The organism is Thermoanaerobacter brockii subsp. finnii Ako-1 (genome assembly GCF_000175295.2).
GTDB lineage: Bacteria > Bacillota > Thermoanaerobacteria > Thermoanaerobacterales > Thermoanaerobacteraceae > Thermoanaerobacter > Thermoanaerobacter pseudethanolicus.
This window is the reverse complement of the sequence record NC_014964.1, coordinates 1,768,345-1,791,415: the sequence shown is the minus strand read 5'-3', so window position 1 is coordinate 1,791,415 and position 23,071 is coordinate 1,768,345. Positions and strand designations below refer to the sequence as shown.

The 23,071-nt window shown below is 34.6% G+C and carries 20 protein-coding genes, 1 pseudogene and 1 riboswitch; of the genes and pseudogenes, 20 read left to right on the top strand and 1 reads right to left on the bottom strand.

Going from position 1 to position 23,071, the window contains the following annotated elements; genetic code table 11:
- The first annotated feature begins 155 nt into the window (after positions 1 to 155).
- The 15 genes from secA to THEBR_RS08860 all read left to right on the top strand — a co-directional run bounded on the left by secA (position 156) and on the right by THEBR_RS08860 (position 17,413).
- Positions 156 to 2,849: a preprotein translocase subunit SecA gene (gene secA, locus THEBR_RS08930; protein WP_012269581.1), complete on the top strand. Its 2,694-nt coding sequence runs from the start codon at positions 156 to 158 to the stop codon at positions 2,847 to 2,849.
- Positions 2,850 to 2,865: 16 nt separating this feature from the next.
- A protein-coding gene (gene prfB, locus THEBR_RS08925) for a peptide chain release factor 2 (protein WP_013570834.1) occupies positions 2,866 to 3,973 on the top strand; the annotation gives its coding sequence in 2 pieces (ribosomal slippage) (positions 2,866 to 2,934 and positions 2,936 to 3,973; 1,107 coding nt in all).
- A 54-nt stretch (positions 3,974 to 4,027) separates the two neighbouring features.
- On the top strand, positions 4,028 to 6,166 hold the full coding sequence (locus tag THEBR_RS08920) for a Tex family protein (protein WP_012269579.1): 2,139 nt from the start codon (positions 4,028 to 4,030) through the stop codon (positions 6,164 to 6,166).
- Positions 6,167 to 6,251: 85 nt separating this feature from the next.
- Positions 6,252 to 6,983, top strand: a complete 732-nt coding sequence (locus THEBR_RS08915) for a copper amine oxidase N-terminal domain-containing protein (protein WP_003866856.1) — start codon at positions 6,252 to 6,254, stop codon at positions 6,981 to 6,983.
- A 205-nt stretch (positions 6,984 to 7,188) separates the two neighbouring features.
- Positions 7,189 to 7,869, top strand: coding sequence for a TVP38/TMEM64 family protein (locus tag THEBR_RS08910; RefSeq protein ID WP_009051734.1), 681 nt, complete (start codon positions 7,189 to 7,191; stop codon positions 7,867 to 7,869).
- Positions 7,870 to 7,994: 125 nt separating this feature from the next.
- Entirely contained in the window at positions 7,995 to 9,146 is a 1,152-nt protein-coding gene (locus THEBR_RS08905; protein WP_012269577.1) for an amidohydrolase, read from the top strand.
- 332 nt (positions 9,147 to 9,478) lie between these two features.
- Positions 9,479 to 10,705, top strand: a complete 1,227-nt coding sequence (gene arcA, locus THEBR_RS08900) for an arginine deiminase (protein WP_004400816.1) — start codon at positions 9,479 to 9,481, stop codon at positions 10,703 to 10,705.
- 67 nt (positions 10,706 to 10,772) lie between these two features.
- Entirely contained in the window at positions 10,773 to 11,714 is a 942-nt protein-coding gene (gene argF / locus THEBR_RS08895; protein WP_003866851.1) for an ornithine carbamoyltransferase, read from the top strand.
- A gap of 23 nt (positions 11,715 to 11,737) precedes the next feature.
- Positions 11,738 to 12,679 (top strand): carbamate kinase, encoded by a 942-nt coding sequence (gene arcC, locus THEBR_RS08890; RefSeq protein ID WP_003866850.1) that lies wholly within the window; start codon positions 11,738 to 11,740, stop codon positions 12,677 to 12,679.
- Positions 12,680 to 12,762: 83 nt separating this feature from the next.
- A riboswitch (FMN riboswitch) is annotated at positions 12,763 to 12,881 on the top strand.
- Between the two features lie 91 nt (positions 12,882 to 12,972).
- A complete protein-coding gene (locus THEBR_RS08885; protein ID WP_003869315.1) occupies positions 12,973 to 13,557 on the top strand; it encodes an ECF transporter S component in 585 nt (194 codons plus the stop codon).
- Between the two features lie 99 nt (positions 13,558 to 13,656).
- Entirely contained in the window at positions 13,657 to 14,118 is a 462-nt protein-coding gene (gene tsaE / locus THEBR_RS08880; protein WP_003866848.1) for a tRNA (adenosine(37)-N6)-threonylcarbamoyltransferase complex ATPase subunit type 1 TsaE, read from the top strand.
- Entirely contained in the window at positions 14,115 to 14,807 is a 693-nt protein-coding gene (gene tsaB, locus THEBR_RS08875; protein WP_003866847.1) for a tRNA (adenosine(37)-N6)-threonylcarbamoyltransferase complex dimerization subunit type 1 TsaB, read from the top strand. The genes tsaE and tsaB overlap by 4 nt, the downstream gene beginning before the upstream one ends.
- Positions 14,808 to 14,810: 3 nt before the next feature.
- A complete protein-coding gene (gene rimI / locus THEBR_RS08870; protein WP_003866846.1) occupies positions 14,811 to 15,257 on the top strand; it encodes a ribosomal protein S18-alanine N-acetyltransferase in 447 nt (148 codons plus the stop codon).
- Between the two features lie 13 nt (positions 15,258 to 15,270).
- Positions 15,271 to 16,293 (top strand): tRNA (adenosine(37)-N6)-threonylcarbamoyltransferase complex transferase subunit TsaD, encoded by a 1,023-nt coding sequence (gene tsaD, locus THEBR_RS08865; RefSeq protein ID WP_012269576.1) that lies wholly within the window; start codon positions 15,271 to 15,273, stop codon positions 16,291 to 16,293.
- 169 nt (positions 16,294 to 16,462) lie between these two features.
- Positions 16,463 to 17,413: a D-2-hydroxyacid dehydrogenase gene (locus THEBR_RS08860; protein WP_012269575.1), complete on the top strand. Its 951-nt coding sequence runs from the start codon at positions 16,463 to 16,465 to the stop codon at positions 17,411 to 17,413.
- A 9-nt stretch (positions 17,414 to 17,422) separates the two neighbouring features.
- On the opposite strand, the pseudogene THEBR_RS12700 reads toward THEBR_RS08860, so the two are convergent.
- Positions 17,423 to 19,316: pseudogene (locus THEBR_RS12700) on the bottom strand (ABC-F family ATP-binding cassette domain-containing protein).
- 125 nt (positions 19,317 to 19,441) lie between these two features.
- Here THEBR_RS12700 and THEBR_RS08850 point away from each other — a divergent pair.
- The 5 genes from THEBR_RS08850 to THEBR_RS08830 all read left to right on the top strand — a co-directional run bounded on the left by THEBR_RS08850 (position 19,442) and on the right by THEBR_RS08830 (position 23,059).
- On the top strand, positions 19,442 to 20,266 hold the full coding sequence (locus tag THEBR_RS08850; RefSeq protein WP_003866839.1) for a flagellar motor protein: 825 nt from the start codon (positions 19,442 to 19,444) through the stop codon (positions 20,264 to 20,266).
- The gene (locus THEBR_RS08845) at positions 20,244 to 20,960 is read left to right on the top strand and encodes an OmpA/MotB family protein (protein ID WP_003866838.1); all 717 of its coding nucleotides are present in this window, start codon (positions 20,244 to 20,246) and stop codon (positions 20,958 to 20,960) included. The genes THEBR_RS08850 and THEBR_RS08845 overlap by 23 nt, the downstream gene beginning before the upstream one ends.
- 107 nt (positions 20,961 to 21,067) lie before the next feature.
- Entirely contained in the window at positions 21,068 to 21,742 is a 675-nt protein-coding gene (locus THEBR_RS08840; protein WP_003866837.1) for a redox-sensing transcriptional repressor Rex, read from the top strand.
- Between the two features lie 126 nt (positions 21,743 to 21,868).
- Positions 21,869 to 22,327 carry a hypothetical protein gene (locus THEBR_RS08835; RefSeq protein ID WP_003866836.1) on the top strand — a complete coding sequence of 153 codons (459 nt, stop codon included), beginning with the start codon at positions 21,869 to 21,871 and terminating at the stop codon, positions 22,325 to 22,327.
- 21 nt (positions 22,328 to 22,348) lie between these two features.
- Complete coding sequence (locus THEBR_RS08830; RefSeq protein WP_003866835.1) at positions 22,349 to 23,059, top strand: LytR/AlgR family response regulator transcription factor; 711 nt, start codon at positions 22,349 to 22,351, stop codon at positions 23,057 to 23,059.
- The last annotated feature ends 12 nt before the right edge of the window (positions 23,060 to 23,071 follow it).

The window sequence follows — 23,071 nt, the reverse complement described above, 5'->3', positions numbered from 1 at the left end:
AGACAGAGAATGCATCATTTTGAGGCGTTCTTTTTTGTGAAAATTGTATGAAGAGAGTGTAAAATATTCTTTAAAAAAACTGTTTTTTATTGTCATTGAGATTTCATAGTGATATAATATATAGTTGATTAACAATACCTTAGAAGGTGATAAAAATGTTAGGCTTAGTTGAAAAAATATTTGGCAGCTACAGTGAAAGAGAAGTTAAGAGATTGGAACCAATTGCCGATAAGGTTTTGTCATATGAAGATCAAATGGCAAGACTTACGGATGCAGAGCTTAGGGCGAAAACAGATGAATTTAAAAATAGATTGAAAAATGGTGAAACTCTTGATGATATACTTCCCGAGGCTTTTGCGGTGGTAAGAGAGGCCGCTTGGAGAACTCTTAAAATGAAACATTTTAGAGTGCAGGTGATAGGCGGCATTGTTCTTCACCAAGGGCGCATCGCTGAGATGAAAACTGGTGAAGGTAAAACCCTTGTCGCGACATTACCTGCATATCTTAATGCTTTAGAAGGCAAGGGAGTTCACATTGTAACTGTCAATGATTACTTGGCAAAAAGAGACCGCGATTGGATGGGCAAGATATACGAATTTTTAGGTCTAAGCGTGGGCGTAATATTGCATGATATGGACCCTGAAGAAAGAAAAAAGGCCTATGCCGCAGATATAACTTATGGAACCAACAATGAATTTGGTTTTGATTACTTAAGAGACAACATGGTTATATACAAAGAAGACATGGTGCAAAGAGAACTTAATTATGCTATAGTAGACGAGGTAGATAGCATACTGATAGACGAGGCAAGGACTCCTCTTATCATATCAGGCATAGCCGAAAAATCCACAGATATGTATAAATTAGCTGACAGATTTGTGAGGACTTTAAGAAAAGATGAAGACTATGTAGTTGATGAAAAAGCAAAGGCTGTAAGTTTGACTGAAAAAGGGATAGTTAAAGCAGAAAAATTTTTTGGAATTAAAAATCTTGCTGATATTGAAAATATGGAAATTTCTCATCACATTAACCAGGCATTGAAAGCTCACGCCATAATGAAAAGAGATATAGACTATGTGGTAAAAGATGGTCAAGTCATCATAGTGGACGAATTTACAGGAAGGCTTATGTTTGGGAGAAGGTACAGTGAAGGCCTCCATCAGGCTATTGAGGCAAAGGAAGGAGTTAAGGTAGAAAGAGAAAGCAAAACTTTAGCTACTATAACTTTCCAGAATTACTTTAGAATGTATAAAAAATTAGCTGGTATGACAGGTACAGCTCAAACAGAAGAGCAAGAATTTAGGGCTATTTATGGATTAGATGTTGTAGTAATACCGACTAATAAGCCGATGATAAGAATAGACCATCCTGATGTGATATACAAAACAGAAGAAGCCAAGTTTAAAGCTGTTGTTGAGGACATTGTAGAACATCATAAAAAAGGTCAGCCTGTTCTAGTTGGTACAATTTCTATTGAAAAATCTGAAAAATTAAGCGCCATGTTAAAGAAAAGAGGGATACCTCATCAAGTATTAAATGCAAAGTACCATGAAAAAGAAGCAGAGATAATAGCACAGGCAGGAAGAAAAGGAGCAGTTACAATTGCTACAAACATGGCAGGCCGTGGTACTGATATCCTTTTAGGAGGTAATCCTGAATTTATAGCTAAGAAAAAGATGCATGAGGAGGGCTACTCAAAAGAAATTATTAACGAAGCTGCAGGATATGGCCCTGTTTCAGGCGAGGAAGTTAAAAAAGCCCGCGAGAGATATTTTGAGCTTCTTGAAGAGGCGAAAAAAGAGACTGAAAAAGAACACGATGAGGTTGTAAAGCTGGGTGGGCTTTACATTATAGGTACTGAAAGGCACGAAGCTAGGAGAATAGACAATCAGTTGAGAGGACGTGCAGGCCGTCAAGGTGACCCAGGAGAATCAAGATTTTATATATCTTTAGAAGACGACCTTATGAGACTTTTTGGCTCAGAAAGAGTAAAGAACATGATGGACAGTCTGGGAATTGATGATGACCAGCCCATAGAGCATAAGATTTTGACAAAACAAATAGAGCAGGCCCAGAAAAAGGTAGAGGGTATAAACTTTGACACTAGAAAACACGTTTTGCAGTATGACGATGTAATGAACAAACAAAGAGAGATAATATATGCCCAAAGGAGAAAGGTACTTGAAGGTGAAAACTTAAAAGAGTCTATTCTTGAGATGGTAAAAAGTATAATAGAGAGAAATGTTGAGATATATACTGCAGGAAGTAAGTATCCTGAGGAATGGGATATAAAAGGGCTTTTAGACCATCTTTACGACATGTTCCTTGAAAAAGACAGCGTGGTTATTGATGTTGATATAGATAGGCTTGACAAAGAGGTTTTAACTGACATAATATATGAAGAGGCAGTAAGACAGTATGAGAAAAAAGAGGCAGAAATTGGTCCAGAGCAAATGAGGGAAATCGAAAGAATAGTTCTTTTAAGAGTTGTAGATACTAAGTGGATGGACCACATAGACGAAATGGACCAATTGCGTCAAGGCATAGGCTTAAGAGCTTATGGACAAGTGGACCCTCTTATTGAGTACAAAAAAATAGCTTTTGATATGTTTGAAGACTTGATACAAAGCATACAAGAGGATACTGTTAAATTCTTGTATCACATTCAAATTAATAAAGACAATATGATTCAAAGAGAACAGGTGGCGAAACCTATTTCCACTAATGTAGATGCAGAAGAGAAAAAACAGCCAGTTGTTAAAGGCAAAAAAGTTGGCAGAAATGACCCATGTCCTTGTGGCAGTGGTAAAAAATATAAAAAATGTTGTGGTGCCAATATAAAATACTAAAAAGGAGAGATGCGGTTTGTTGCAAGACTACAAAGCAGAAGTTTCAAACATGATTGAAGAAGTAAAAGAAATGGGGGTTTCTCTTTGACATAGAAAGTGTCAAAAGAGAAATAGAAGAAATAGACAAAAAGATGTCTGATCCTGCTTTTTGGAGCGATATAAAAAAGTCACAGGAATTAGCTAAAAAACAAAAAGCCTTAAAAGAACTTTTAGAAGAGTACAATTCTCTTGTGTCAAAATGGGAAGACTTAAGTACACTTATTGAATTGGGTTTAGAAGAAGGGGATGAGTCGATAACTGATGAAGTAGACAAGGAATACAAAGAGCTCAAGAAAAAGTTAGAGGATTTAAAGATAAAAACCCTATTAAATGGCCCCTATGATAAAAACAATGCCATACTTTCTATTCATGCAGGCTCAGGTGGTACAGAGGCTCAAGACTGGGCGGAGATGTTACTTCGCATGTATACAAGATGGGCTAATGACAAAGGTTTTGAAGTAGAAACCCTTGACTATTTGCAAGGAGAAGAAGCAGGAATAAAAAGTGTCACTCTTATGATAAAAGGGCCTTTTGCCTATGGATATCTTAAATCAGAGGCGGGTGTTCACCGCCTTGTGAGGATATCTCCTTTTGATGCGGCAGGTAGAAGGCATACTTCATTTGCACTTGTGGAAGTACTTCCTGAATTAGAAAATGATATTGAAGTGGAAATAAGGCCTGAGGATTTAAAAATTGACACTTATAGGGCTTCGGGTGCGGGAGGACAGTATGTAAATAAGACGGAGTCTGCTGTAAGGATTACTCACCTTCCAACAGGCATAGTGGTTTCCTGTCAAAGTGAAAGGTCTCAGATTCAAAACAGAGAAACTGCCATGAAAATGCTTAAAGCTAAACTTTTGGACCTCATGATGAAAGAGAAGAAAGAAAAAATCGAAGACTTAAAAGGAGAGCACAGAGAGGCGGCATGGGGCAACCAAATAAGGTCGTATGTCTTCCAGCCTTATACCCTTGTTAAAGACCACAGGACAAATTATGAAGTGGGAAATGTTCAGGCAGTGATGGATGGGGAAATAGATGGATTTATAAACGCTTATCTAAAGCAAAAATCACAAGGGATATCTTAAAAAGGTATCCCTTTAAATTTAATCTATGTATTTCCTAAGAGAAAGGAGTAAGTCATGAATAGGATAAAAGATATATTAAAGAAAGAATTTGGATTAAAAGACTTTCAAGTGGAAAATACAATAAAGCTTATTGATGAAGGGAATACAATTCCTTTTATTGCAAGGTACAGGAAAGAAGCAACAGGAAGCTTGTCAGATGAGGTTTTAAGAAATTTTTATGACCGACTTACATATTTGAGAAACCTTGAAGAGAAGAAACAGGATACTATAAGGTTAATTGATGAACAGGGAAAACTGACAGAGGAGATAAAAGCAAAAATAGAAAATGCTACAACTTTACAAGAGGTGGAGGACATATACAGGCCTTTTAGGCCAAAAAGAAGGACAAGGGCGACCATTGCGAAAGAAAAAGGCTTGGAGCCTCTTGCAAAGGTTATTTCTTCAAATGAAGTAATAGATGGGGATGTAAAGGAATACGCAAAGCCTTATCTTAATGAAAATGTTCCAACAGTTGAAGAAGCATACCAAGGAGCAATGGATATAATTGCAGAGGATATATCTGATGACGCTGATATAAGAAAATACATAAGAAGTTTTACATGGAATAACGGAATTATAGTGACACAAGCGTTAAAACAAGAAAGGTCTCCCTATGAGATGTATTATGACTATAAAGAAGCTGTAAAGACAATACCGCCTCATAGAATACTGGCGATAAATAGGGCAGAAAGGGAAAAATACATATCTGTAAAAATTGAGATAGATAGTGAAAGGATAATAAATAGGCTTATAGAATCAAAAGTAAATAAAGCTTCAATATTTGCAGAGTATTACAAGAAAGCAATTGAAGATTCCTATAAAAGGCTTATTGCTCCTTCAATAGAGAGGGAAATAAGGAATACTCTTACGGAAAAAGCAGAAGAAAAGGCAATAATAGTTTTTAAAGAAAATCTAAAAAGCCTTTTACTTCAACCCCCAATAAAAGGACATGTTGTCATGGGATTTGACCCAGCCTATAGGACAGGATGTAAAATTGCTGTTGTAGATGAAACGGGAAAACTTTTGGACACTGCTACAGTATATCCTACTCCTCCTCAAAATGATTTTGAAAATTCTAAAAAGGTTTTAAAAGAGCTAATAGAAAAATACAATGTCACTTTAATTGCTTTGGGAAATGGAACTGCTTCAAGAGAGAGTGAAATGTTTATAGCAGAGCTTATAAAAGAACTTTCAAGAGAGGTAAAGTATGTGATAGTGAATGAAGCAGGGGCATCAGTCTATTCTGCTTCTCAAATAGGTACAGAGGAATTTCCTGATATAAACGTAAGTTTAAGAGGAGCTATCTCACTGGCGCGAAGGCTTCAAGACCCATTGGCAGAGCTTGTAAAAATTGATCCAAAGTCCATCGGGGTAGGACAGTATCAACACGATGTAGACCAGAAAAAACTGGGAGATGCTTTAAACGGTGTTGTAGAAGATTGTGTAAACAGCGTAGGTGTTGATTTAAACACTGCATCAGTATCTCTTTTAAAATACGTTTCAGGGATAAATGCTGCTATTGCCAAGAATATTGTTGAATATCGAAACCAAATAGGCAAGTTTACAAATAGGGAGCAGCTTAAAAATGTAAAAAGATTAGGAGATACTACTTTTACACAATGTGCGGGTTTTTTGAGAATTTTGGACGGTGACAATATCTTTGACTCAACAGCAGTTCACCCAGAGCGTTACGAAACCTTAGAAAAGCTTTTGAGAAAATTTAGATATGAGAAAGAAAAACTAGATAGAAAAAAGTTAAAAGACTTTGCTAATTCTTTAGAAGAATACGGATTAGAGAAGATTTCAGAGGAATACGATATAGGACTTCCTACACTTTATGACATAGTTTCAGAGCTTAAAAAACCTGGAAGAGACCCAAGAGAAGACTTACCCAAGCCCATTTTAAGGTCTGATGTAATGACTATAAATGAGCTAAAACCAGGCATGGAACTTATGGGAACAGTTAGGAATGTCACTGATTTTGGCTGCTTTGTAGATATAGGTGTTCACACTGATGGGCTTGTTCACATTTCTGAGATGTCTCAAAATTACATAAAACATCCTCTTGATGTGGTTTCAGTGGGAGACATTGTAAAAGTTAGAGTTTTAAGTGTTGATATTGAGAGAAATAGAATTTCTCTTTCAATGAAATAAAAAAATTTTTTACTGCTACTCTCTAAAAATTTATATTTCCTTCCGAAATATATAGTGAAAGTTGAACAAAGGAGGGAGAGTGCATATGAAAAAAATATTAATTTTTGCTGTGATTGGTGCTTTTGCTTTTTCCTCTATTTTAACGGGGTATGCTAAATCTGGTGTCAAGTGGATGCGTGAAGTAGCAGTAAAGGCAGAAACTCAACTTGCAGCACAAGGAACTACAGAAAATAAAGTAGAAGCCCAGATTCAGACGACACTTGAGGCTCAAGAACAGGTACAAGCTCAGGAACCGGTAAAGGAACAATCACAGGAAGGTAAAGAAGAAGCTGTAGAAGAAGATAAAAATGTTGATGAAAACTCAGAAGAAACTCCAAATGTTGAAGATGGCAAGAAAGTTGACTTGCAACCAGTGATAAAAGAAAATAATACCCTAATTCCCGTAAAGGCTATTGCAAGGGGATTGGATGCAAAAGTAGCTTGGGACCCTGATACAAAAACTCTCACAGTTATAAAAGGTGATAAGACAATACAGTATACTTTAGGAGACTCTAAAGCTTTAGTAAATGGGGTAGAAGTTACAATAGATAAGAAAATGAATGAGAATGCAACTTTTGTGCCTATTAAGTTTTTCTCAGAAGTGTTAGGAGAAAAACATGATAAGAAAGTAGAAAAAGTGAAAAATGAGGATAGAGAAAGAGAAAAAAATCAGAATAAAATAGAGAAAAAAGAACAAAAGAAAAATTCTCAAGAAAACCAGGATATTAATACAAATAATGATAATCAAGGCCAAAGCGATAACGAAAATAATGATTAACTATACATAAGCCGGTATTTACCGGCTTTTAAAAATTTCTGGGTAATTGACATAACAAAATATTAACTCTATAATGGATTATAAACATAGGACCGTAATTTTTGAATAAAACGGGGGGAGAAAAATGCCAAAAGCCAAATGGGTTGGAGGTAATAAAGGTAAAGCTGGATTTATCTTTGGTGCTTTTGGCCCGAGGTGTGGGTGGATGAAAATTAACAAAACTAACATACTAAATTTAATTTTAATAGTCATTTTTGTCATTGCATTAATAGTGGCTATGGTGACTTTTGGGAAGAATTTAACTATACTAATTAACAGTCCCGATAAATTTAGGGAGTGGATACACAGTTTTGGGAAACTTGGTATTATTGTATTTATAGGAGTTCAAATACTTCAAGTGATCGTATTTGTCATACCAGGAGAAGTAGTGCAAATTGCAGGAGGATACCTCTACGGGGCTTTTTTAGGCACTTTGTACTCTGTAATAGGCATTACAATAGGTTCTCTAATTTGTTTTCTGATTGCCAGGGTTTTAGGCTATAATTTTGTGAGAAGCATTGTTTCAGAAGAAAAGCTTAAAAAGTTTGATTATATTATAAACAATCCTAAAGGAGAAACTATTCTTTTTTTGTTGTTTTTTATACCTGGAATGCCTAAAGATGCCCTTTCCTACATTGCAGGAATTACACCGGTTAAGTTTTACAATTTTTTCATCATTACTCTTTTTGCGAGACTTCCAGGCATATTTTTTTCTGCCTATATAGGGGCAAATTTGGGGAATAAAAATTACTTTATGGCAGGAATTGTCGCAATTATCGCAGTATTATTATTTTTAATAGGAGTTAATAAAAAAGACATTATTATGGAAAAGTTAAAAAAACTTTAAAAAAGTAAAATTTGGAGTAGCTGGACAGAAAATTTTAGCGAATTTGTTTTGTAAAGCTAATGATTTCATAAAATTGTTTCTTTGTGCTATAATGTTAATATATAATGAATTCAGGGGGGAATTATATGTACTTATTAAAAGGTGGGAAAATCCTGACAATGGCCGGCAAAATTTATGAAAAAGGAGATGTACTCATTGACAATGGAAAAATTGTTGATGTTGGAGAAGATTTAATTGCTCCTTTAGATGCAGAAGTGATTGATGTACAAGGCTTAACTGTTATGCCTGGTTTGATTGATGCTCATTGCCATCTTGGAATGTGGGAAAATGCTATGGGATTTGAAGGAGCAGATGGAAATGAAGCGACAGACCCTATAACTCCGCAACTTAGGGCAATTGATGGAATAAATCCAATGGATAAATATTTTGAAGAGGCTTATCAAGCAGGGGTTACGACAGTTGCGACAGGTCCTGGCAGTGCTAATGTTATAGGAGGACAGTTTGCAATTATAAAAACTTATGGTAAAAGAATAGATGATATGATAGTAAAAGAACCAGCAGCGATAAAAGTTGCTTTTGGTGAAAATCCTAAATCCGTTTACCATGAGCAGCATAAAATGCCTTCAACTAGAATGGCAGTTGCGGCTCTTTTAAGGCAAGAGCTTATAAAAGCTCAGGAGTACATGGAAAAGATGGAGCATGCAGAGGAAGACAAAAAGCCTGAAAGGGACTTAGGCCTTGAAGCATTGGTAAAAGTATTAAAGAGAGAAATTCCGCTGAAAGCTCATGCTCATAGAGCAGATGATATTTTTACCGCTTTAAGGATTGCAAAAGAATTTAATGTAGATATAACCATTGACCATTGTACTGATGGCCATTTGATTGTTGATGAATTGGTGAAAGAAAATGCTAAAGTTATTGTGGGGCCTTCATTGTCTGAAAGGTCAAAGATTGAGCTTGTAAATCTAAGCTTTAAGACAGCAGGTATTCTTTCAAAAGCAGGACTTACAGTTGCGATAATGACAGACCACCCTGTAATACCTCTCAATTACTTGCCTCTATGTGCTGCTTTAGCTGTAAAGGATGGTATGGATGAAATGGAGGCTTTAAAAGCTATCACGATAAACCCTGCGAAAATTTTAGGAGTTGACGACAGGGTGGGAAGCATTGAAAAAGGGAAAGACGCTGATATTGTAGTCTTTGATGGAGATCCATTGGAAGTGAAGACAAGGACAAAATATGTATTTATTAATGGGAAATTAGTACATAAAGCATAAACTGTCATGGGGCTATTTATTTAGAGGAGTCTGAATAAATAGCCTCATAATTTTTTATAACTTTAAAAAATTTTTTATGCAGTCTGAAATTCTATGATTTATTTTTATTCATGCCATGTTTTATTTGGGGAATTTTTAAGACTTTATCTTGGGATATTTGAATAATTATTTAAAACTTTACAAACAAAAGATTTTTTTAAATTATTTTTATACAAAACGTTTACATTAATTTACTGAGTTAAATTGCAAAAGTTATTTTATTGGTTTATACTATAGGTGTATAAAGTTGATGGATAGGTAGTATAGTAAAAGGGACAGAGGGGGTTACAGAGTTGGAGAAAAACACAAATTGCTTGCGAGTCTATTCTGAGATTGGAAAATTAAAGTCTGTCCTCCTTCATAGGCCTGGTAAAGAATTAGAAAGGTTGACCCCTGAGTTTTTAAGTGAGCTTCTTTTTGATGATATTCCCTGGCTTAAAAGGATTCAGGAGGAACACGACAAATTTGCGCAAGCTTTAAAAGAAAACGGAGTGACAGTTTATTATTTAGAAGATTTATTGGAAGAGGTTTTACAGGATACTGGAATAAAAGAGTTTTTTATATATGATTTGGTTTCATATATGAATACTTCTTTAGAAGTTAAGAAAACAATTACAAATTTTTTAAAGGAAAGAACCCCCAAGGAAATAGTGGACTACGCTATTGCAGGACTTTTGAAAAAAGAAGTGCATGAGGTGGAGCCTCAATCTTTGGTGGATTATGTCTATAAGGATTCCCCATTTTTTATAAATCCTTTGCCAAACTGCTATTTTATGAGAGACCCTGCTGCGGTCATTGGCAATGGTGTGATGATAAGCAGTATGAAGACAACTGCTCGAAAGAGAGAAGCCATGTTGCTTAAGTATGTTTTTAAGCATTCTAAGACTTTAAAAGTACAGGAGAATCTATTGTGGTATGATTATCGTTCAGAGTATCCTATTGAGGGGGGAGACGTGTTAGTTCTCAGCAAAAAAGTAATAGCTATTGGAATAAGTGAAAGAACCTCCCCACAGGCAATTGAAGAAATTTCTCTTACTCTTTTAGAGAGAGGAGAAGAGTTACAAGAGATAATCGCTTTAGAAATTCCAAAAAAACGAACTTTTATGCATCTTGATACAGTTTTTACTATGGTGGATGTGGACAAATTTTTAATATATCCTGGTATAAAAGAAAAATTGAAGGTTTATAGGATTACAAGAGGAGAAAAGGGAACAATTAGAGTGAAGGTAGAAGAAGACTTTACAAAAGTTTTAGAGACTTCATTGGGCCTTGATAAAGTTAATTTAATTGAAAGTGGAGGAGGTGACGAGATAACAGGAGCAAGAGAACAGTGGAATGACAGCACGAATACCTTGGCCATTGCTCCAGGAGTTGTAATGGCATATAACAGAAATGAGATAACCAACACCACCTTAGTAAATCATGGAATAAAAGTTATTGAAATTGAAGGCTCTGAATTAGTGAGGGGACGCGGTGGCCCAAGGTGTATGTCGATGCCTTTAAAGAGAGAAGATATATAAACCTTTTGACTAATAGGGTAAGATAATATAAAATTAATAAAGTAAAATTACTAAAAGGAGGATGACTATGGCATTTAATTTAAAGGGCAGGAGTTTATTAACTTTAAAAGATTACACCCCTCAAGAAATAACATATATTTTAGACATTGCTAAACAAGTAAAAGCAGAGAGAAAAGCAGGGGTTGTACATCAAAGATTTTTAGGTAAGACTATTGCTCTCATTTTTGAAAAGAGGTCCACAAGAACGAGATGCGCTTTTGAAACTGCCTTTGGTGAAGAAGGAGGACATCCAGTATTTTTATCAACAGATGACATTCAGTTGGGAGCTAAAGAATCAATAGAGGATACTGCAAGAGTTTTAGGAAGAATGTTTGATGCAATAGAATTTAGAGGGTTTAAACAAGAAACCGTGGAAATTTTGGCAAAATATGCAGGTGTTCCTGTGTACAATGGCTTAACTGACGAATATCATCCAACTCAAGTTTTGGCTGACCTTATGACAATAGAAGAAGAATTTGGGAATTTAAAAGGAAGAAAGCTTGTATTTGTAGGGGATGGAAGGAATAACATGGCTAATACTTTAGCGGTAGGCTGCGCTAAGATGGGGATGCATTATGTGATTAATTCTCCAAAAGAATTGTGGCCTTCACAGGAGTTCATAGATGAAATCAGGCAAATGGCAGCTGAAAATGGAGGAACTTTTGAACTTACTAGTGTGCCAGGAGAGGGCCTTGAAGGTGCAGATGCTATTTACACCGATGTGTGGGCGTCAATGGGAGAAGAAGCAAAGGCTACAGAGAGGGAAGCTCTTTTGAGACCTTTTCAAGTGAATGAGGAAATGATGAAAAAGACAGGAAGAGAAGATACTATATTTTTGCATTGCCTGCCCGCAGTAAAAGGACAAGAAGTTACTTTTGATGTTATAGAAGGTAAACAATCTAGAGTGTGGGACCAAGCAGAAAATAGAAAACATACAATTAAAGCTGTGATGATTGCTACTCTGCTTTAAAATTGGTTACAGGGGAGGACATTATGAGGGAAAAAGTTGTTATTGCCTTAGGAGGGAACGCTCTGCAGGATGTGAATACGCCTCCTACTGCAGAGGCTCAAATGGAAGTAGTGAAGAGGACAGCGGGGTATTTAGTGGATATAATTGAAAAAGGGTATTCTGTTGTAATTACTCATGGCAATGGTCCTCAGGTGGGGAATATAGTCATACAAAATGAAGTCGCATCAAAAGTTGTCCCTGCAATGCCTTTTGATGTGTGTGGGGCAGAGAGCCAGGGTATGATAGGATATATGATTCAACAGGCATTGGGGGAAGTTTTGAAGGAGAGAAATATCAGAAAAGAAGTAGCAACTATTATAACACAGGTTGTAGTGGATAAAAATGACCCTGCTTTTGAAAAACCTACAAAGCCGATAGGACCTTTTTATACAAAAGAGGAAGCTGAAGTTTTAATAAAAGAAAAAGGTTATGAAATGGTGGAAGACAGTGGAAGAGGATACAGAAGAGTTGTTCCCTCCCCTGACCCCAAAGAAATTGTAGAACTTAATACAATAAAGTTACTTGAAAAAAATGGGGTAATAGTAATAACAGTTGGGGGAGGAGGAATCCCTGTTATTAAGGAAAATGGCAATTTAAAAGGAGTAGCTGCCGTAATAGACAAGGATTTGGCTTCTGAAAAATTGGCAGAAGATATTGATGCAGATGTGCTGTTAATTCTTACAGCTGTTGAAAAGGTAGCAATAAATTACAACAAGCCAAATCAAAAGTTTCTTGACAAAATGACAGTGGAAGAGGCAATAAAATACATGGAAGAAGGCCATTTTGCACCAGGCAGTATGTTTCCAAAAGTTAAAGCAGCAGTGAGGTTTGCAAAGTCAAAAGTAGGAAGGCGAGCTATAATTACTTCTTTAGGCAAAGCATTAGAAGCTTTAGAGGGAAAAGCAGGCACAGTTATAAGCTTATGAAAATAAATTAAAAATTTTTCACAAAAACTATTGACAAAGAGAGATAAAAGTGAGAGAATAAAGTTAAAATTGAAAAGATGAAGGTAAATCTTCGGGGCAGGGTGAAATTCCCGACCGGCGGTATAGCCCGCGAGCCGCGCATGCGGTCGATTTGGTGAAATTCCAAAGCCGACAGTGAAAGTCTGGAGGGGAGAAGATTTTCTTTTTGTGCCTATTTTTGTGAAATAAATCACAAAAATCCTGAAGATTTATCTTCAGGATTTTTTTAGTAAATAAAATTGGAGGGATGAATTGTGGAAAAAACCAAAACACAAGCCATAGTAAAAGTGGGATTTCTTTCTGCTACAGCTTTTATACTGATGTACTTGGAATTTCAGGTACCTCTATTCCCTGGCTTTTTAAAGCTGGATTTTAGTGACGTACCTGCATTAGTTGCTTCTTTTGCTATGGGACCTTTATATGGTGTAATGGTCGAGCTTATTAAAAACATAATCCATGCTACTATAACTCAATCGGGTGGCATTGGAGAAATTGCAAATTTTTCTGTGGGTTCTATATTTGTATACACAGCAGGCATAATATATCAATTCAATAAGACGCGAAAAAATGCCCTTATATCTATGGCAATTGCTACAGTAGTGATGGCTTTTACTGCTTCACTTTTGAATTATTATGTTTTTCTGCCTTTGTACCAAAAAGTTATGGGATGGCCTATGGATGCTATCATTGGTATGAGTAAGGCTGCAAATAAAAACATAGTGGATGTGAGAACCCTTATAGCATATGGTATTTTTCCTTTCAATGTGCTAAAAGGAATTATGCTTTCGTTAATCACTTTATTGATATATAAAAAGCTTTCACCAGTTTTGAAACATTGATTTTTTTGAGAATCCTCAGCGCATGCTGGGGATTATTTTTCTTTTTAATTTGTTAAAAGATAGTATATAATAAAGTTATAACGAGTGGGGTGAGAATTGGTGAAGAAGACTTATATTTGCAAAAATAGAGATGAGACCATTGCTTTAGGAGAAAAATTAGGAAGGCTGTTAAGGAGTGGAGATATAATTCTTTTATATGGTGAGCTGGGGAGTGGCAAAACTGTTTTTACCAAGGGAATTGCAAAGGGGTTAGAAATAAATGAGCCAATTACCAGCCCGACTTTTACTTTAGTCAATGAACATAGAGGCAGGATTCCTCTCTATCATTTTGATTTATATAGGTTAGATGATTACACAGCCCTTTATGACATAGGTTATGAGGAATATTTTTATGACGAAGGAGTTTGTGCAATTGAATGGCCTGAAAGGTTAGGACCTTTACTTCCGAAAGAAAGGTTAGAAGTGATAATTCAAAAAGGAGAAAAAGAAGATGAAAGAGTTATTTTATTTAAAGATTTTGGGAGACGATATGAGGAGCTTTTAAAGGAGATGGGGCAATGAAAATTTTGGCAATAGATTCTTCTTCTAAAACTGCTACTGTTGCATTAGTAGATGAAAAGGGGATAATAGGAGAATACTCTATAAATTATCTAAGGCATTCAGTAATTTTAATGCCTATGATAGATGAACTACTTAAAAAGTGTGAAGTACCGATAAATCAAATAACTCATGTGGCTGTTTCAGAAGGACCGGGCTCTTTTACAGGGCTTAGAATTGGTGCTGCCACTGCAAAAGGTTTGGCTCATGCTCTTAACATACCTATTGTAGGAGTATCTTCTCTTTTAGCTCTTGCATATAATGTCAGTGAATTTGAAGGATTAATATGCCCTGTCATAGATGCTTTAAATGAAAATGTTTATGGAATGCTGATAAGAGGTGGTAATTTTGAAGTTTTAATAGATGCTGGGGTGTATTCTTTAGAGGAAATTACGGAGTTGGTAAGCAATTATTCTGACAAAGTGTTGTTCGTAGGAGAGGGTGTTTATTCCTATAAAGATAAATTACAAGAGATGATAAGGGGTAAAGCTTTATTTGCAAAGGACAAAGATAACATGGCAAGAGCAGCTTCCATAGGAGAGCTTGCTATTCAAAAGATAAAAAAAGGAGAAGTGATTAGTTACTTTGATTTCAAGCCGATGTATATAAGGAAATCGGCTGCTGAAATTCGTTTAAGTGGCGAGGGGAGTTAATTAATGGATGTTATTATAAGGCCTATGAGGAAAGAAGATGTGGAGGAGGTCTTGGAAATTGAAAAGCTAAGTTTTAGCACTCCTTGGTCTAAAGAAGCTTTTATAAGTGAAGTTACAAAGAACAGCTGTGCTAAGTATATAGTGGCGGAAGTTGACAACAAAATTGTGGGTTATGGAGGATTTTGGGTGGTTGTAGATGAAGGTCATATAACCAATATAGCAGTTCATCCGGAATACAGATCTAAAGGAATTGGAAGTAAAATTATGGAAGGTTTAATTGACCTTGCTAAGAAAAATGGAATAACTGCCATGACATTAGAGGTGAGAGAATCAAATATAACAGCGCAACATTTGTATGCAAAATATGGCTTTAGACAATTAGGTAGAAGAAAAGGCTATTATCAAGATAATAATGAGGATGCAATTATAATGTGGAAATACGACTTGTGATGGTGGTGAAATAATGGAGAAAGACATAATTATTTTAGGAATAGAATCTTCCTGCGATGAAACAGCTGCAGGAGTTGTAAAAAACGGCAAAGAAGTATTGTCGAACGTAATATATTCTCAAATAGAGATTCACAAAAAATATGGTGGGGTAGTGCCAGAAATAGCTTCAAGAAAGCATATTGAAGTAATATCTTTCGTAGTGGCAGAAGCATTAGAAAAAGCCCAGCTACGCCTTGATGAAGTAGATGTAATTGCGGCTACATATGGACCAGGATTAGTAGGTGCTCTTTTAGTTGGTTTGTCTTATGGTAAAGCTTTAGCCTATGCAAAAAATAAGCCTTTTGTAGGAGTAAATCATATAGAAGCCCACATAGCTGCAAATTACTTAGGGGGTGATTTTGCTCCTCCTTTTATTTGTCTTGTGGCTTCCGGTGGACATAGCCACATTGTTTTTGTAAAAAATTATGAAGAGTACGAAGTAATGGGACAGACGATGGACGATGCAGCAGGAGAAGCCTTTGACAAAGTGGCAAGAGCTTTGGGCTTGGGATATCCTGGAGGACCTGCTATTGAAAGGGCTGCAAAGCTGGGGAATATGGAAGCTATTGAGTTTCCTAAATCTTTTATGGAGGAAGGAAATTTTGATTTTAGTTTTAGTGGGCTTAAAACAGCAGTTTTAAACTATTTAAACAGGCAAAAGCAAAAAGGAGAAGAGGTGAATATTTACGATGTGGCGGCTAGTTTTCAAAGAAATGTGGTGGAGGTGTTGGTAAAAAAATTAATTGATGCGGCAAAGAGGAAAAATATTGACAAAATTTCTATAGCAGGAGGAGTGGCTTCTAATAGTTTTTTGAGAGAGCAATTAGAAGAAGAAGCAAAAAAAATTGGAATAAGAGTCCATTATCCTGATAAAATTTATTGTACAGACAATGGCGCAATGATAGCTGCTGCCGCCTATTATGACTTTATAAAAGGGAAAACATCTGGCTTGGATTTAAATGCCATTCCTTACTTAAAGATTGGGGAAAGAATTTGACTGTTGAAAATGTGGAAATCTGTCGAAGTTTATGATGTACTGCCTTTTAAGGTCTGTGGATAACTTTGTGGATATTGTGCTTAAATATATTTCATTGTATTTACTGTAATAAAATGGAATAAAAATATATTAAAAATAAATCAAAATTTTAAAGCTTAGGAGGGTTATTATGAGAAATATTTTGCTTTTCACAAAATTAAATGACAATTACATAAAAGAAATTAAAGAGCAAATGGAGGGATATAAGGTTCTTTACGTTCAAAATGAGAAAGAGGCTGAAAAGTATGTAAAAGACACAGAGATTATCATAAGCTTTGATTCTGACTTTCATCCCAATATTGTGGATAAGGCTTCAAACCTTAAATGGATCCATCTTTTGAGTGCGGGAGCAGATACTCTTCCCTTTGAAAAACTTAAAAAAATGAAGGTATTAGTTACTAATTCTAGAGACGTACACAAGTATCAAATTTCACAACAGGTTATAGGTTATATGCTTATGTTTGAAAGAAGTTTAAATACCTTTTTAAGAAATCAGATAAAAAAGGTGTGGGATAGGTCTGTTAGGGTTTCAGAACTTACAGGTAAGACTGCTTTGATAATAGGAGTAGGAAGCATAGGTGAAGAAATTGCAAGGCTTTTGAGAGAGTTTGGCATGAAGGTCTACGGTATAAGAAGTTCGGGCAAGCCTTCTTTATATGTTGAAAAAATGTACACTTCTATTGAAGACTGTGATGTATTGTCGCTTGCCGATTATGTGATATCTATACTTCCATTGACTAAAGATACTTATCACTCGATAGGAGAAAACGTATTTAATAGGATGAAAAATAGCAGTTACTTTATAAATGTTGGAAGAGGGAAAGTAGTGGATGAGAGAGCTCTTATAAATGCCCTTAAGAATAAGGTTATAAAAGGGGCTGCATTAGATGTTTTTGAAGAAGAGCCTTTAAGGGAAGACAGCCCTTTGTGGGATATGGAAAATGTGATAATCACTCCTCACATTGCAGGGGTTACGCCTCTATACATGCAAAGAGCGATGGAAATATTGAGAGAAAATTTGGATGCTTATAAAGAAGGAAGAACTTTAAGAAATATTGTGAATTTAGATAAAGGATACTAAAGCGGGTTTTTACCCGCTTAAATTTTCCCATTCTTCATACATTTGTTCTAATTTACTTTTAAGGGCATTGTATTCTTTTTGTATTTCTACAATTTCTCCTGTTTTATAAATTTTAGCATCACACATTTTTTCTTCCAAATATTTTATTCTTTCTTCAGCTTGATAAATTGAATTTTCAAGGTTTTTTAGATATTCTTTTTGCTGCTTTAACTTAAGTTTAGCCAATCTTTCTTTATACCTTTCGTTTTTTATCTGTGTTTTTGTTTTTTTGATTGTTTCTTCTTTTTTTTCGTTAAGCTGGTTTTTCTTTTCTATATAATAGCTGTAATTACCTAAGTATACTTCTACACCTTGAGGTGTCAAAATCATCACTTTTGTAGCAATTTTGTCTATAAAATATCTGTCATGGGAGACAAATAATAAAGTTCCAGTATAATCTAACAAAGCTTCTTCTAATACTTCTTTTGCTTTTAAATCTAAATGGTTAGTTGGTTCATCCATAAGTAGAAAATTCGCTTTTGAAAGGATGAGCTTTAGCAATGAAAGCCTTGCCTTTTCACCACCACTTAGTGTAGAGATAGTTTTAAAGACATCTTCTTCTTTGAAAAGGAAAGAAGCTAATAGTGTCCTCACTTCTGTTTGAGTAAGATATGGATTTTCATCCCATATTTCATCAATGACTGTTTTTTCAGCATTTAAACTTTTAAATTCTTGTTCGTAATAACCTGTTATTACGTTTGTGCCAAATTTAATTTCCCCTTCAAAATTGTCGATTTCTCCCACTAATATTTTTAAAAGAGAGCTTTTACCTATGCCGTTTGGGCCTAAAAGGGCAATTTTTTCCCCCTTTTTTTATTTCAAAAGATACATTGGAGAAAATTTGCCTATCAAAACTTAAGGACAAATTTTTGACTGTCAATACATCATTTCCGCTTTCCAAATCAAAATCAAAACGCAAGTTGATAGACCTATTATTTATCACTGGCTTTTCTATTAATTCCATTTTTTCTAATAGTTTTTGCTTGCTTTCCGCCATCTTTACCGATTTTTCCGTTCTGCGGTTTTTTTGAATCTGTATAATTGATTTAATTCTTTTTATTTCTTTTTGCTGTTCTTCATAAGCTTTTAACTTTGCTTCCATATCTAATTTTTTTCTTTTTAAATATTCTGTGTAATTACTTTCATAAACTGATAGATTAGTGTTTTCTATCTCAAATATTCGAGTGACAATTTTATCTAAGAAATATCTATCATGGGATATAATTAAAATTGTACCATTATAAAATTTTAAATATTGTTCTAGCCATTCTATTGAGTTTATGTCTAAGTGATTGGTAGGTTCGTCTAATAATAGGACATCTGGATTAGAAAGTAAAGTTTTTGCCAGCATAAGACGGGTTTTTTGACCGCCGCTTAAAGTTGATACAGGTGTAGCAAATTGCGACACATCAAACCCTAATCCATTTAGTACACCTCTTATTTTACTTTCTACAGAATAACCATCTAATTCCTTATACTTATCTGTTAAAAAGGAATATTCTAAAAAAAGTTTATCAAGTAGATGTGAATCTTTTGTTTGTGAGATTTTTTCCTCTAGAGATTTAATTTGTTTTTCTAATTGGAATATTTCATCAAAAACTGTTTTTACTTCCTCATATATACTTTTTTCAGAATCAATTACAGTGTTTTGTTGTAGATATCCAATTTTATTTGTAGAAATTGAAATTGTTCCACTGTCAGCTTCAGTAAAACCGGCTAAAAGGTTAAAAAGAGTGGATTTTCCAGCACCATTTTCGCCAATTACTCCTATTTTGTCTCCTTCATTGACTATAAAAGAAATATTTTGTAGAATTATATCGATACCGTAACTTTTTGTCACATTGCTTACTGTTATGATTGCCATAAATATAACCTCCTGTTCATATTAAATATATCAAAAAAATTTATTTTGTAAAAGTGTAGTAAACTATAACTTTTTTTAAATATGTGTCGATAAAAATTAATGAGTGTATTTATAAATGGAAGGTGATGGACTTGGATATAGCTACAGTAGTAGGTATAGTTGTTGCAGTAGGGGCTATAATTTATGGATTTACATTAGGGGGGGGTACTGTTACTTCTTTAATAGATGTACCTTCTGCTATAATAGTTTTGGGGGGTACTATAGGGGCTACTATAATTACTTATTCTATGGATAACATTAAAAAAGTGCCGAGACTTTTGGCAAGGGCTTTTAAAAATGAAAAGGATAATTATCTTGAGATAATAAAGTATTTTACTTATTTGGCTCAAAAAGCCAGAAGCGAAGGGCTTTTAAGCCTTGAATCCGAAATAGAATCTGAGGAGATAAAGAAATTTGATCCTATTTTGAAAGAGTGCTTAGAACTAGTCGTTGACGGATCTGATATGGAACTTATTAAAACGACTATGGAGAATAAGATATACGTAGAGGATATGGAAGCTAAAAAAGAAGCGGGTATTTTTGAGTCGGCGGGTGGTTATGCTCCTACAATGGGTCTTATAGGAACAGTTATGGGACTTGTTCAAGCGTTGGGTAATTTAACTGAACCGGACAAATTAGGCCCTGCCGTAGCGGTAGCATTTATAACTACACTGTATGGTGCCATTTTAGCAAACGTGTTTTTCCTTCCTATTGCTCAAAAATTAAAAAATAGGGCTAAAGTAAAAACAACTGAAAGAGAATTAATATTAGAAGGAAGTCTTTCACTGCAAGCTGGGGAAAATCCAAGGATATTAGAGAGAAAGTTAATGACATTTGTCGCGCAGGCACAGCTTAAAAATACACCTCAGAAAGGTGGTGTAGAATTAAATGAAGAGGTTGGAGGAAGATGAATCAAAACCAAATCACGATAGATGGGTGCTTACTTACTCTGATATGATGAGTTTGCTTTTAGTATTTTTTATTGTACTGTACTCAATAAGTACTGTTAATGCTACCAAATTTGCTCAAATTGCCAGTTCTTTAAGCAAAACTTTTACAGGGACCGATTACGTGTTATTTCAATATAATGGGAGTAGTTTTATGGATGGTAACAGTGGAGACAAAAGTAGTTTAGGAGAAATTGAAAAGCAATTGAAGGGTTTTATAAAAGAAAACAATCTTCAAGGTGCAGTAACCAGTTATATAGATGAAAGAGGACTTGTAATAAGTTTACAGGATTCTCTTTTGTTTGATTTAGGTTCTGCTGATGTACGTCCTGAAGAGAAAGAGGTTTTAATAAAAATAGGTGATATGTTAAAAAGTCTTCCAAATCATATTAGAGTGGAAGGTTTTACTGATGACCTCCCAATACACAATAATAAATTTGATTCAAACTGGGAACTGTCTGTTATAAGAGCAACTAATGTAGTGAAAATATTAGTAAATGAAGTAGGTATAGAACCTGCCAGAATTTCTGCAGTAGGATATGGGGAATACAGGCCTGTTGTTCCAAATAACTCAGAAGAAAATAGAAGACTTAATAGAAGAGTAGACATTGTCATTATGAATACAGAATATAATAAATGGGAGCCTAAAAGCCAGTAAAATTAAAAAATTTTAGAATTCCTCATATTCTACTATGTTTTTATTACGTTGACAAAAAATTTACAATATTATATAATTCAATTACATAGTAGAATGAGGTGAGGACAGTGAGCAAAAAGACCAAAGTATCAATGGCTGTAATAAGAAGGCTCCCAAGATATCATAGATATCTTGAAGAACTTCTTAAAAACGATGTAAAGCGTATTTCTTCAAGGGAATTAAGCGAAAAAATGGGAGTTACTGCTTCTCAAATTAGACAGGATTTAAATAATTTTGGCGGTTTTGGACAGCAGGGATATGGCTATAATGTAGAAGAGCTTTATAATAATTTGACTAAGATTTTAGGCCTTGATAAAACTTATAATACTATCATCATAGGAGCAGGAAATCTTGGTCAAGCGATTGCCAATTATACTAGCTTTGAAAAATCTGGCTTTAATTTAAAGGGGATTTTTGATATTAATCCTCGTTTATTTGGGCTTAAAATTAGAGATGTTGAAGTGATGGACATAGAAACAGTAGAAGATTTTATAGCCCGTAATAAAATCGACATAGGTATTTTATGTATTCCCAAGGATAATGCTCAATATACTGCTGACAGACTGGTGAGAGCGGGAATTAAGGCGATTTGGAATTTCTCGCCAATAGATTTAAAGGTGCCTGATGATGTAATTTTAGAAAATGTTCATTTAAGTGATAGTTTATTTACTGTATCATATAGATTAAATGAAGAAGAGCTCTTTAAAAAGTTAAAAGGAGAAACTGCTAAAATAGATGGGTAGTGTAAATTTTCTATCCATCTATTTTAATTTTGGCATGAATTTTGATTGATTTTATTTTAATTGACATTCTAACTAATAAAAATTACAATTATATTTGAGATTATGTAAAGTAGAAAGGCGATAAGAATGGATAGGTTGACGATTTGGGAAGTATTTTTGTTTTCGGTGCCAGAGGCAGCAGTTATAATAAGTATTGCTTTTGGTTTAGCGGGAGTGAAGTTTCAGCCAAAAAAGATTTTGTATATGAGCGTACTCACTGGAATCATATTGTATTTTATAAGGCCGTTGGTCAGTAGTTATATTGTAAATGTTATACTTTATATCGGGGTATTAATGATTTTGTTTTTGGTATTTAAAGTTATGGACTTTTTTAAAGGGATGATGAGCGTCATTTTAGCCGTCTCCATTTACTTAATAATAGAATATCTAAATGTTACGGCAATTCAATTTTTATTTGATATAGATCCTGTAATTTTATTGAAGGACTATGTCTTACGATTTGTGTGTTTTTTACCCCAATTATTAACAGCAATTTTGATTTCTTTTGCTATACGCAAATATAAACTTTATTTATTTACAGAGTAATGCATTGGGAGATGAATTTATATGTTAAGAATAGTTATTGCAGAAGACGATATAAATTTTAAAAAAGAACTCATAAAAATTCTTTTAACAATGGAAGGCGTAAGTGTTGAATATTCTACAGGAGACGGAAATGACGCATTAGAAGCATTAATTAAAATTAAACCGGACGTTGCTATTTTAGATATAGGATTACCAGGAATATCGGGCATTGAGGTGGCGAAAAAGATTAGAGAATACATGCCTTTTTTGGAAATAATTTTTATTACGTCCTTTGAGGAATACATAAAAGATGCTGTGAGACTTTATGCTTCTGATTATATTGAGAAGCCTCTTGATGAGAAGAGGCTGAGAGAAACTTTGGATAGGATAAAGAAAAAACTTTTGGAAGTAGAAAATGTCATCCCTTTTAAGACGGAAGATGGAGTAAAGCTTATCAATCCAAAGGAAATTTATTGTGTTCAAGCCAGTAAAAAAAGGAGCATAGTTTATACCCAAAAAGAAAAATTTATATGTGATTATTCTTTAAAAGAAATAGAGGAATTGTTAGATAGTAGCATGTTTTTTAGAACAAATCGATCTTTTCTAGTGAACCTCTTTAAAGTTGAGCTGTTGAAAGATAACAATAGGACTTCCTTTGAGATACGTCTTAAAGGTTCAAATTATAAGGCTTATCTCTCTAAAGAATTGTATGAAGAATTTAGGAGGAGAGTAAAAGCTATTTACAAATCATAGTTAGATTGGAAG